The 12,435-nt window shown below is 59.3% G+C and carries 7 protein-coding genes; 5 read left to right on the top strand and 2 right to left on the bottom strand.

The genetic code is table 11. The features are described from left to right. Entirely contained in the window at positions 1-2,541 is a 2,541-nt protein-coding gene (locus tag DMZ65_RS12705; protein ID WP_116599331.1) for a TIGR02302 family protein, read from the top strand. Positions 2,542-2,685: 144 nt separating this feature from the next. Continuing rightward, positions 2,686-5,184, top strand: a complete 2,499-nt coding sequence (locus tag DMZ65_RS12700) for a GcvT family protein (RefSeq protein WP_116599266.1) — start codon at positions 2,686-2,688, stop codon at positions 5,182-5,184. Between the two features lie 94 nt (positions 5,185-5,278). On the opposite strand, the gene DMZ65_RS12695 is transcribed toward DMZ65_RS12700, so the two are convergent. Next, positions 5,279-6,964, bottom strand: coding sequence for an acyl-CoA dehydrogenase family protein (locus DMZ65_RS12695; protein WP_116599265.1), 1,686 nt, complete (start codon positions 6,962-6,964; stop codon positions 5,279-5,281). Between the two features lie 145 nt (positions 6,965-7,109). On the opposite strand from DMZ65_RS12695, the gene DMZ65_RS12690 reads away from it, so the two are divergent. After that, positions 7,110-7,880: a sulfite exporter TauE/SafE family protein gene (locus tag DMZ65_RS12690; protein ID WP_116599264.1), complete on the top strand. Its 771-nt coding sequence runs from the start codon at positions 7,110-7,112 to the stop codon at positions 7,878-7,880. Between the two features lie 75 nt (positions 7,881-7,955). Here the strand turns inward: DMZ65_RS12690 and DMZ65_RS12685 are convergent, their stop codons facing one another. Then, positions 7,956-9,554 (bottom strand): phosphoenolpyruvate carboxykinase, encoded by a 1,599-nt coding sequence (locus DMZ65_RS12685; RefSeq protein WP_116599263.1) that lies wholly within the window; start codon positions 9,552-9,554, stop codon positions 7,956-7,958. Between the two features lie 348 nt (positions 9,555-9,902). Here DMZ65_RS12685 and DMZ65_RS12680 point away from each other — a divergent pair, with 348 nt between their 5' ends. After that, positions 9,903-10,604 (top strand): response regulator transcription factor, encoded by a 702-nt coding sequence (locus tag DMZ65_RS12680; RefSeq protein WP_116599262.1) that lies wholly within the window; start codon positions 9,903-9,905, stop codon positions 10,602-10,604. A gap of 2 nt (positions 10,605-10,606) precedes the next feature. Beyond that, entirely contained in the window at positions 10,607-12,304 is a 1,698-nt protein-coding gene (locus DMZ65_RS12675) for a sensor histidine kinase (RefSeq protein ID WP_116599261.1), read from the top strand. The last annotated feature ends 131 nt before the right edge of the window (positions 12,305-12,435 follow it).

Genomic DNA, 12,435 nt, shown 5'->3' with positions numbered 1-12,435 from the left:
ATGGCCGCGACCGACAGGCAGGCAGACGACGTCCTCAGACATATTCGGCGACCGCTGCTGCTGACCCGGCTGGGCATGGTGGCAGAGGCCGTCGTGCGTGCGTTCTGGCCGCTTTGGTCGGTGCTGTTTGTGGCCGTAGCTTTGTTGATGCTCGGGCTTCAGGACGGCGTCGCGGTAGAGTGGGTCTGGGGCGCGGCTGCGGCGCTGGGTCTGGCGTCTGTGGCCACTTTGACGATCGGCATCCGGCGGTTCCGTTGGCCGTCGCGGATTGGCGCGATGGCTCGTATGGATGCGGCGATGCCGGGGCGGCCTATCCAAACTGCCATGGATCATCAGGCGATCGGTGCGGGCGACGCGGCGTCCCGCGCGGTTTGGACCGCGCATCAGACGCGGATGCGCGCGCGCCTTGAGACGGCGACCGCTGTGCAACCGGACTTGCGGGCCTCCAAGGCGGACCCCTTCGCGCTGCGCTATGTGGCACTGCTGGTGCTGAGCGTGGGTCTGCTGTTCGGGTCGGTCTGGAAGATGGGCTCTGTCACGGCGATGACACCGGGCGGCACCTCGCTGGCGTCGGGACCGTCATGGGAAGGTTGGGTCGAACCGCCGGTCTATACCCGAATGCCCGCGCTCTACCTGAACGATATTGCACCGGGCGAACTGACCGTGCCGGAAGGCAGCCGGGTGATGCTGCGCTTTTACGGCGAGGTCGGTGCGCTGCGGGTGACAGAGGACATCTCTGGCGTGCCGTTGCAACAGGAGGCCGAGGCGCAAACCGCCTATGACCTTACGGTTGCGCAAAGCGGCGCGCTGTCGGTTGACGGACCCGGCGGGCGGGTCTGGGAGGTGCTGATGCGCCTTGACGAGCTGCCGCAGGTTGCGCTGGAAGGCGAGGTCGAAGCCTCGGCGCGCGGCGAGATTTCGCTGCCGTTTTCCGCAAGAGATGACCACGGGGTGGTGCGCGGACAGGCGCGGATTGCTCTTTCGATGGATCGGCTCGACCGTCGTCATGGTTTGTTGGCGGAACCAGAGCCGCAAGATCCCATCACGGTCGAACTGCCGATGCCGATTTCCGGCGACCGGGCGGAGTTTGAAGAAATCCTGATCGAAGATTTCTCTCAGCATCCGTGGGCGAACATGCCCGTCACGGTGACATTGACGGTCGAGGATGCTGCGGGCCAGTCCAGTGAACCGGCTGTCGAAGAAATCACGCTGATGGGGCGGCGGTTCTTTGAGCCGCTTGCGGCGGCGGTGATCGAACAGCGCCGCGATCTGCTGTGGAGCCGGGACAACGCGGCGCGCGTCGCGCAGATCATGCGGGCCGTGTCGTACCAGCCCGAGGCGGTATTCCGCTCTTCGGTAACCTATCTGCGCTTTCGGACCATTCTGCGCCGACTGGAGACGTTTACGCAGTTTGGCCAGCTGACTTTGGAAGAACGCGACGAGATCGCGCAGGCAATGTGGGATCTTGCCGTGATTCTGGAGGACGGCGACCTGGGCGACGCGCTGGAACGTTTGCGGCGCGCGCAGGAACGACTGTCAGAGGCGATGCGCAATGGTGCCACGGATCAGGAAATCGCGGAGCTGATGCAAGAATTGCGCGATGCCACGGATGACTACATGCGCCAGCTTAGCCGTCAGGCGCAAGAGCAGGGCGAGGATGGCGATCAGTCTGCTCAGCAGCAGGGTGAGACCATGCAAATGTCTCAGGATGATTTGCAACGCATGATGGATCGCATTCAGGAGTTGATGGAGCAGGGTCGCATGGCCGAAGCCCAGCAGGCGCTGGATGAATTACGCCAGATGATGGAGAATATGCGCGTCACCCAAGGCGAGGGCGGGGAAGGTCAGCAATCGCCGGGCGAACAGGCGATGGAAGGTCTGGCCGACACGCTGCGCGAACAACAAGGATTGTCGGATCAGGCCTTTCGTGACCTTCAGGAACAGTTCAATCCTGGTCAGCAGGGTCAGCAGGGTCAGCAGGGTCAGCAGGGTCAGCAGGGTCAGGGGCAGCGCGGGCAGGGAGGTCAGCCCGGTGCCAGTGATGACCTCGGCCAGTCGCTTGCCGATCGGCAGGGTGCCTTGCGGCAAGAGTTGGAGCGTCAGCGCGGCAACCTTCCCGGCGCGGGCACCGAAGGCGGCGATGCCGCGCGCGAGGCGCTGGACCGCGCCGAGGATGCGATGGACGGTGCCGAACAGGCGCTGCGCGGCGACGATCTTGCCGAAGCGATTGATCGTCAGGCCGAAGCGATGGATGCGCTGCGCGACGGTATGCGCAACCTTGGCGAGGCGATGGCCCAAGAGCAGCAAAATCAGGGCCAGCAAGGTATGGCAGACGGGCAGCAGCCCGGTGAACGTCAGGACCCGCTGGGGCGCAATGCCGGGACCAACGGTCAGATTGGCAGCGAAGACAGCATCTTGCAGGGTGAAGACGTCTATCGGCGTGCGCGCGAGTTGTTGGATGAGATCCGTCGCCGCACCGGCGATGGCGAACGCCCGGATGCAGAGATCGAGTATCTGGAGCGTTTGCTGGAACGTTTCTGATCGCGAAAGCCACAGCCTCTGCCAGCCCGGAATGCCGCTAATCCGTCCCCTGTCGCATTCAAGCCGGATTGTGTCGGATGCCCCATGCGGAAGGCCGATATTTTACGTCTTATGCAAGCAACAGGTGGATAAGGGAGTCGTCCGTTGAAAACGCATGTCAAAGCTCTGGTCGTCGGCGGTGGCGCCGTGGGCACGTCAATCGCCTATCATCTGGCCCGTGCCGGCTGGACCGATGTGATGCTGCTGGAACGGGACGAATTGACCAGCGGATCGACATGGCATGCGGCGGGCTTGCTGCCCTATTTCAACATGTCCTATGCCTCGACCCATATCCACGACTATTCGATCAGGTTCTACAAGACACTGGAGGCAGAGACCGGGCTGAATGCCGGTTTCTCGGTCGTCGGCAACCTGCGCATGGCCCAAAGCCAGGAGCGGATGGACGAATACATGCTCTATGCCACCACGGCGGAAACCGTGGACGTGCCCTATGAGTGGATGACACCGGCCCAGATCAAGGAGCGTTGGCCGCTGGTGCGTACCGAGGATCTGAAAGGCGCGATCTTCCATCCCACCGACGGCTATATCAACCCCGCCGATGTGACCATGGCGATGGCAAAGGGCGCGCGGCAGCGCGGTGTCACGATCGAACGCAAGTGGCAGGTGGATGGCTACGAATGGACCGGCGACCACTGGGATGTGACGGTCACGAAGATGGTCGAGCGGGGCGGCAACCTTGTCGCTTCGGACGAGCAGAGGGTGATCCATGCCGAGCATGTGGTGACGGCCACGGGCAACCATGCGCAGCGCACGGCGCGGCTGCTGGGGATCAAGACGCCTGCAATTCCCATCGAGCATCAGTTCATCGTGACAGAGCCGGATCCGGCTTTGGTAGAATGGCGCAAGACCAATGGCGAGCATCCGGTGCTGCGTGATGTCGATGCGCGCTGGTATGTGCGCGAGGAGCGCGGCGGCTGGATCTTGGGGCCGTATGAGGACGGCGCGCCCGCGCGGTTCCGCTACGGCGTGCCCGACAGTTTCCGCGCCGACCTTTTCCCGCTGAATCTGGAGCGGATCGAGCAGGAATACATGGATTTCATCCACCGCATTCCGTCCACCGAAGAGGTCGGCCTTAAGGACGATTTCAACGGCCCGATCTGCTACACGCCCGATGGCAACCCGCTGCTGGGGCCAGCGCCGGGGCTTCGCAATATGTGGCTGGCCGAGGGGTTTTCGTTCGGGATCACCGCAGGCGGTGGTGCAGGGTATTACCTTGCGCAGCTGATGGTAGAGGGCGAAGCGGATATCGACATGGCCTCGCTAGACCCCAAGCGCTACGGGTCCTGGATGACCTCGGAATATGCGACGGTGAAAAACGAGGAAACCTATCCTTTCCTGTTGAAACTGCACTGGCCGGATGAAGAGCGTCCTGCCGCCCGCCCGCTGCGCACCGCCCCTGCCTATGATCGCCAAAAGGCGCTTGGGGCGCAGTTCGGTCAGGTCAATGGCTGGGAACGCCCGAACTACTACGGCCCAGTGGATGCGCCGGAGGATTTCGATGAAAGCACAAATTCCTTCCGCCGTGGCGGTTGGTGGCAATATGCCGTCGAAGAGGCCAGGGCGATCCGCGAGGGCGTCGGCCTGATCGACGCCACGGCGTTCACCAAACATGTCGTCAAAGGGCCGGGCGCGACGCAGTTCCTTGACTGGTTCACATGCAACAGGTTGCCGAAGGTCGGGCGTATCAACCTGACCTATGCGCTGACCGGGGCAGGCACGACGCGCACGGAATACACAATCGTGCGGCTGGCCCAGGATGAATATTACCTCGTGTCCGCCGGTGCATGGACGGCCTACGATTCCGATTATCTGCGCAAGGCGGCCGAGGATAAGGCGGCAGAGTTTGGCTATATCGAAATTCAGGATGTGACGACCCAATGGGGGGTCTTCGCCATTGCAGGTCCGAAAACGCGCGACGTTCTCAACCAGCTTATCTGCGATGCAGAGCCGGAAACCGTCTTGTCCAACAAGCGGTTCCCGTGGCTGACGATGCGCGAGATAGAGTTGAAGATGTGTCCGGTTCGCGCGATCCGTGTCGCCTATACCGGCGAACTGGGCTGGGAACTGCACCACCCGATCGAGATGCAGACCTACCTGTGGGACTTGCTGATGAAAGCGGGCGAGGAACACGGGATGAGGCTGGTCGGCGCACGGGCCCAGAACTGGCTGCGTCAGGAAAAAAGCTATCGCGCCTTTGGGACCGAACTGGGCCGCGATGCCACTCCGATGGAGGCCGATCTGCCGCGCTTCATCGACCTGTCGAAGGAGTTTCATGGCAAGGACGCCATGCAGGAAATCGGGGTGCGGTCAAAATGCGTGACATTGCTGATTGACGGGCCGGAAGATGCCGATCCTTGGGGCCGCGAGGCGTTGTATGATGGTGAAACGCGGGTCGGGCGGCTGACCTCGGGCGGTTATTCGGTGAGTTTCGGCAAATCCATCGGCATGGGCTATGTGCGTCCCGATCTTGCGGAACCCGGCACAATGCTGAAGGTCAAGATGTTCGACAAGCTGTGGGATGCCGAGATTACCGAGGACAGCCCCTATGATCCGACAAACGCCACGATCCGAAAGGACGGCTGACCACAAAATGCGTTGCGGGCTCTAGGGAAGGGGCCAGAAACAAGGAAGGCGGCGCCGAATGACGCCGCCTTCTTTTGGTGTTGTCGTCCAGATTTCAGCCAAGCAGTCGGCGCGCGATGACCTGCGCCTGAATCTCTGCCGCGCCCTCGAATATATTCAGGATGCGCGCGTCGCACAGGATGCGGCTGATGGAGTATTCCAGCGCGAAGCCGTTGCCGCCGTGGATCTGCAAGCCATTATCGGCAGCAGCCCAAGCGACACGCGCGCCCAGCAGCTTCGCCATTCCAGCCTCCAGATCGCAGCGGTGACCGTGGTCCTTTTCCCAAGCGGAAAAATAGGTCAACTGCCGTGCGACCGTGATCTCGACCGCCATCATCGCCAGCTTACCCGACACGCGCGGGAAGTTGATCAGCGATTTGCCGAATTGCTTGCGGTCCTGCGCGTAGCGCATCGACACGTCCAAAGCGGCCTGCGCAACGCCGATGGCGCGGGCGGCGGTCTGGATCCGAGCAGATTCGAAGGTTTCCATCAACTGCTTGAAACCCTTGCCTTCCTCGCCGCCCAGAAGGTTTTCTTTCTTGACGCAGAAGTTGTCGAAGGCGAGTTCATACTCCTTCATCCCGCGATAGCCCAGAACCTCGATCTCGCCGCCGGTCATGCCTTCGGTGGGGAAGGGGGCCTCATCCGTGCCGGGGGGTTTCTCGGCCAGGAACATGGACAGACCACGGTGATCGGTTGACGCAGGATCGGTGCGGGCCAGCAGCGTCATCACATGGGTGCGTGCGGCATGGGTGATCCAGGTCTTGTTGCCCGTCACACGGTATTCATCGCCGTCCTTGACAGCACGGGTGCGCAGCGCGCCAAGGTCGGACCCGGTATTGGGTTCGGTAAACACGGCCGTGGGCAGGATCTCTCCGCTGGCGATGCGGGGCAGCCAGCTTTCTTTCTGCGCATCGGTGCCGCCGCACAGGATCAGCTCTGCCGCGATCTCGGATCGGGTGCCAAGGCTGCCAACGCCGATATAGCCACGCGACAGTTCTTCGGACACCACTACCATCGAGGCCTTGGACAGACCCAGCCCGCCATGTTCCTCTGGGATGGTCAGGCCAAAAACGCCCATCTCCGCCAGTTCCTCGATGATTTCCATCGGGATCAGCTCATCCTTGAGATGCCAGTCATGAGCATGCGGTTCGACCCGATCAACGGCAAAGCGACGGAATTGCTCGCGGATCATCTCCAGCTCGTCCTCAAGCCCCGATGCACCGAAGGTGATGTTGGCCGACTGCTCTTGCATCAATTCCACGAGACGGGAACGTGCCGCCTGACTATTGCCCTTTTGGGTCAGCGTTTCGATCTGTGGCGTGGACAGTGGATCAAGGTCATCGCGGGAAAGGCCAAGATCCCCGGTGCGCGAGATTTCGCCCTGACTCATCGGAATGCCGCCGATGATCTGATTGAGGTACTCGCCAAAGGCAATCTGGTGGATCAATTGCTCGATCTCGCCAAATTTTCCGTCCGTTTGCAGCCGTTCCGCCCATTTTTGCATCTGGCGCAGGGCTTCGGAATAGGTCGCAAGCCAGGCAAGCCCGTGGGTGGCGTTTTGATTGGCCTCAACCCGTGCGCCGGAAACGCGCCCGTCTTGGCTTACCCGCTCGCGCAGAGCCGCGCGCGCGGTCTCGAAAACCTGCGCAACGGGTTCGACGGTCGCACCGGTCAGTGTGAGCAGGTCGGGAAGCAAGATCGAGTCGGTCATCGTCAGGTCCTGTCCGTCATGGGCCATGATTCACATCCTTCTTTTCTGCGCTACGGCATAATCTTTTTGCGCATGCAGCGCAACAAAAATACCTAAACCATGGTCCATATTGTTCAATAGTTACGCATCCAAATATTCCTGTAATTCAGAGTGCAGCATGTTATCGGCAATTATGGAGGTGATTTTCGATCTCATGTCACCTGCCCAACTGGCAGGTGCATTGGCGGTGGCAGTGGTCGCGGGACTGGTCAAGGGGCTGGTCGGCTTTGCCTTGCCGATGATCCTGATATCGGGGATTGGCAGCTTCGCATCGCCAGAGCTTGCCTTGGCCGGGTTGATTTTGCCGACGCTGGTGACGAACGGCATGCAGGCGCTGCGACATGGTCCGCGCGCCGCAATGCAATCGGTGTCGCGTTACCGGGTCTTTCTGCTTGCCATGCTGGTGATGCTGCTGCTTTCCGCCCAGTTTGTGCGCGTGTTGCCGATAAAGGTCATGCTGCTGATCATCGGCGTTCCGATCACGCTGTTTGCGATCTTGCAGCTGGCCGGCGTGCCGTTGCGGCTGGCGCGCGGGCCATCACAAATGATCGAACTTGTTGTAGGCGGTTTCGCCGGGGTCATTGGCGGGCTGTCCGGGGTCTGGGGGCCACCAACAATCGCGTATCTGACGGCGCTGGACACGGAAAAGCGTGAACATGTCCGCGTTCAGGGGGTGATCTACGCTGTCGGGGCTGTCGCGCTGTTTGCTGCGCATGTCGGGTCTGGCGTGCTGAATGCAACGACATTCTGGTTCTCGCTGATACTTGTGCCACCCTGTGTGATCGCGATGTATGTCGGTGCCAAGGTGCAGGACCGCATCAACCAGGCGGCATTCCGGCAGGCGACACTGGTTGTGCTGCTGATTGCCGGTCTGAACCTGCTGCGCCGCGGGTTGTTCGCGTAACGGGCCTTGCCGCGAAATAGGAAAGAGCGCCCAAGGATCTCTCGGGCGCTCCTGTCATTCGCGATAGAGGACTCGTCAGCCGATGGCGGCGGCTTTTACGTCATCGTCAATATACGGCACATATTGCGCAAAATTCTCGGCAAACATGTGAACCAGCTTCGCGGCCTGAACGTCATAGGCTTGCGCGTCTTCCCATGTGCGGCGCGGGTCCAGCAACACCTCGGCCACGCCTGGAACAGAGACGGGTACTTCGAAGCCGAAATTCGGATCCTTGCGGAATTCGGCGTCGGCCAAAGAGGCATCAAGCGCCGAGGACAGGAGCGCGCGGGTTGCCTTGATCGGCATCCGGCTGCCGGTTCCGTAGGCACCGCCGGTCCAGCCGGTATTGACCAGCCAGCAGGTTGCACCGTGCTTGGCGATCTTGTCGCGCAGCAGGTTGCCATACACTTCTGGGCGGCGCGGCATGAAGGGCGCCCCGAAACAGGTCGAGAATGTGGGCTCTGGCTCTGTCACGCCGCGTTCCGTACCCGCGACCTTGGACGTGAAACCGGACAGGAAGTGATACATCGCCTGCGCAGGCGTCAGCCGTGCAATCGGCGGAAGTACACCGAATGCGTCGCAAGTCAGCATGATGATATTCTTGGGATGACCGCCCATCGCGTTGGCGCTGGCATTGGAGATGTATTCGAGCGGATAGGCGCAGCGCATATTGGCTGTAAGGCTGTCGTCGTTGAAATCCAGCTCGAACGTTTCGGGGTCGAACACCATATTTTCGATCACGGTGCCGAATTTCTTGGTGGTTGCGTAAATCTCTGGCTCGGCTTCCTGGCTGAGGTTGATCGTCTTGGCGTAGCAGCCGCCTTCAAAGTTGAACGTGCCGCGATCCGACCAGCCATGTTCATCATCACCGATCAGCACACGGCTGGGATCCGCCGAAAGCGTCGTTTTCCCGGTCCCGGACAGGCCGAAGAATATTGCTGCATCGACCGGATTGCCCGGCGCATGGTTTGCCGAGCAATGCATCGGCATGATATTTTTTTCCGGCAGAAGGTAGTTCAGCAAAGTAAACACGGACTTCTTGTTCTCACCGGCGTATTCCGTGCCGCCAATCAGGATCATCTTGGCGTCCATATTTAGCGCGATCACGGTTTCGGTCCGGCAATTATGCCGCGCCGGATCGGCCTTGAAGCTGGGGCAGTTGATGATGGTGAAGTCAGCGGTGAAGTCGTCCAGTTCGTCACGATCCGGGCGGCGCAGCATGTGCCGGATGAACAGTCCGTGCCATGCCAGTTCCGTGACCATTCGGACATCGACGGAATGCGCGGGATCTGCGCCGGCAACGAGGTCCTGCACGAAATAGTCGCGGCCCTTCATATGCTCCAGCATATCGGCAAGCAGGGCAGAAAACCCTTCGGGCGACATTGCCTTGTTGTTGTCCCACCAGATCTTATCCGCGACGCTGTCGGTTTTTACCACATGTTTGTCCAAGGGCGACCGTCCGGTGAACTTGCCCGTTGTCACCAGAAAAGTGCCACCTTCACCCAAAGTCCCTTCGTCACGTTTGAGAGCAGCTTCAATCAGCGCAGGCTCCATAAGATTGTAATAGACATTGCCCAGCCCCTTGATCCCCTGATCGTCAAGGCGGAATTGCGGGTTCACCCGTCCAAATGTCATTTTTCCAAGCTCCTGTAGCCGCACGAGACGCGGCGATTTGCAGACGTGGCGCCAAGCTTCTTATGCGCGCCATCCCCCGCAGAGCGCAGGGGGCAAGGCCGTCCTTATCATGCCAAATTATGTCGTGAACAGGACGCAAACGCACAGTTAGCGCAACCAAGGAGTGTTTAGCGCAATCATCTTGCGTGGCTGGTTTTTGAACGTCGGAAATTAAGGGATTGGTAAGGTTTTCTCACGACAACTGGAAGGTCAGGGCACAGATGATTCGCGTGTGCGGTGTGTGGCGCGGACTGGTATGCATGCGGTCGCAGAAGAGGCTGCAAAATGGGCAGTGAAAGGAATGGTTTAATGTCGAGAATCGCGCTGGTGGACGATGATCGAAATATCCTGACATCGGTTGCGATGACACTTGAGGCCGAGGGTTTCCAGGTCGAGACATATAATGACGGGCAGGCAGCGCTGGATGGTTTCAGTAAGAAACTTCCCGATATGGCCGTGTTCGACATAAAAATGCCTCGCATGGACGGAATGGATTTGTTGCAGCGCGTTCGGCAGAAATCTTCGATGCCGGTGATTTTCCTGACCTCCAAGGACGACGAGATCGACGAGGTTCTGGGTCTTCGAATGGGCGCGGACGATTATGTGAAAAAGCCGTTCAGTCAAAGGCTTCTGGTAGAGCGGATCCGGACATTGTTGCGTCGGCAGGAAGTCGTGGAAAGCGATATTGTCGGTGACGCGGAAGAAACCAAGCTGATGGAGCGGGGCAATCTGACGATGGATCCGATGCGCCACTCTGTACAGTGGAAGGGACGTGATGTTGCGCTGACTGTTACGGAGTTTCTGTTGTTGCAGGCACTTGCGCAACGTCCGGGGTTCGTGAAGTCACGCGATCAACTTATGGATGTGGCCTATGACGACCAAGTTTATGTCGATGATCGCACCATCGACAGCCACATCAAACGTTTGCGCAAGAAAATGCGGATCGCAGACGCTGACTTTTCTGCGATCGAAACGCTGTATGGTGTTGGCTATCGTTACAATGAAGAGTGACTATGACATTTGCGGAGGGCATCCAGGAACGTAGGAGCGGCGGACGACGTGCTGATGGTGCTGTTTCGGACGATGCCGCTGCTTCTGAACTATTGATCCGTCCATCAAGACGTAGATTGTTTTCATTCAAACATTCGCCTTTGACGCGCAAGATCATCCTTTTCAACCTGATCGCTTTGACGGTGGTTATCGGTGGCTTGTTGTATGTCAATCCGTCAGACGATGGGTGGGCCAGCCTCCGTCGCCAGAACCTCATTGCCGAGGCGGAGTTGATTGCCGACGTGTTCGAGGCCCATTTGATCAGACCTGACATAGATGCCCTTAATCAAGGCGATATCGAACCTATTCTGGGTGGGCTAAGTCGACGAAACGGTGCTGAAGTATACGTTTTTAATCAAGCCGGGACGTTGATCGCTGAGCGTGTCGCCACTTTGGGCATGGCTCCGGAAGATTCTGTCGAAAGACCTGTCATCAGCGAGTTACTCTCACGCCTCGGGAAAAGTGTGTCGTGGATGCTGGCCCTGGTTCAGGAGGACGAAGCGCCGCCGATATCTACTGTTGACCGGACGCGGATGATCGCAGGACAGATCTTGGCGACTGACGCGACCGCCACGTCTGATGTCGAGATGATCCTAAGCACTGACGGCGGCCAGAGATTCATCGTGGTCGCCCCGATTTTCCGAAATGGCCTTGGAATTGGTGCGGTTGGGCTGGTCCGGACCGAAATCGAGATAGACGCGCTGGAACGAGCGGACCGAGAACGCATGTACCGGATGTTTATTATCGCGACTCTGGTCTCTATCGGCCTAAGTCTGTTGCTGGCCTCAACCATTGCCACCCCGTTGACTGATCTCGCCGATGCGGCGGAACTTGGTCGCGAACGCAATCGGCGCAACGCCACGACCGGACGCATTCGTATTCCCGACCTTACCGCGCGACCGGACGAGATTGGCAGGCTTTCCGGCGCTTTACGGGGCATGGTTTCGGCGCTTTACGACAGGATCGACAGCAATGAACAATTTGCCGCGGACGTGTCGCATGAGATAAAAAACCCGCTGGCGTCATTGCGGTCTGCGGTCGGCACAATGCGCGTCGCAAAACGCGCCGATCAGCAGGAAAAATTGCTCGATGTGATCGAACACGACGTGCGCAGACTTGATCGACTGGTCAGTGACATTTCAAACGCATCCCGGCTGGACAGCGAGTTGGTCAAAGAAGAAGAGATCCAATTCAATTTATTGGAGACGCTTGGGACACTCGCAGAGTTTCTGGGCGAGGATGCGCGTCAGCGCGGGATCGAGTTTGTTGTTGATTTGCCGGACGTGCCAATTCACCTGCACGGGCTCGAAGCTCGTCTTGCGCAGGTTTTTGTCAATCTCATCACCAACGCAATCAGCTTTTGCGAGGATGGTGATGCGATCCGCATCTGGGCAAGACAACGAGAGAATAGAGTGCTTGTCGTCGTCGAAGATACCGGGCCAGGTATTCCGGAACAGGCGTTGACCCAGATATTCAAGCGGTTCTACTCTCAGCGACCGGACGGCGATTTCGGTAACAATTCGGGTCTCGGGCTGGCAATTTCCAAACAAATTGTAGAGGCGCATGACGGCGTTATCTGGGCGGAGAACATTCGCCCGACCGAAGCAGATATAACCTCAGAGCCGTCGGGCGCGCGGTTTGTTGTCGGGCTTCCAGTCTGATCCGCACCATTTCTATATGTGCTATTGCCGTCAGGCAGCCAATCCGCTTTCGTCACAACCGTCTCGAAAAGCGGTTGTGGTCCGAGCCGACCACACCGATTGTCATGTATTAGGGACCGCTGTTGCGAATT

The organism is Primorskyibacter marinus (genome assembly GCF_003313245.1).
In the GTDB taxonomy this organism is placed as follows: domain Bacteria; phylum Pseudomonadota; class Alphaproteobacteria; order Rhodobacterales; family Rhodobacteraceae; genus Primorskyibacter; species Primorskyibacter marinus.
This window is presented reverse-complemented; position numbering and strand designations above follow the sequence as displayed.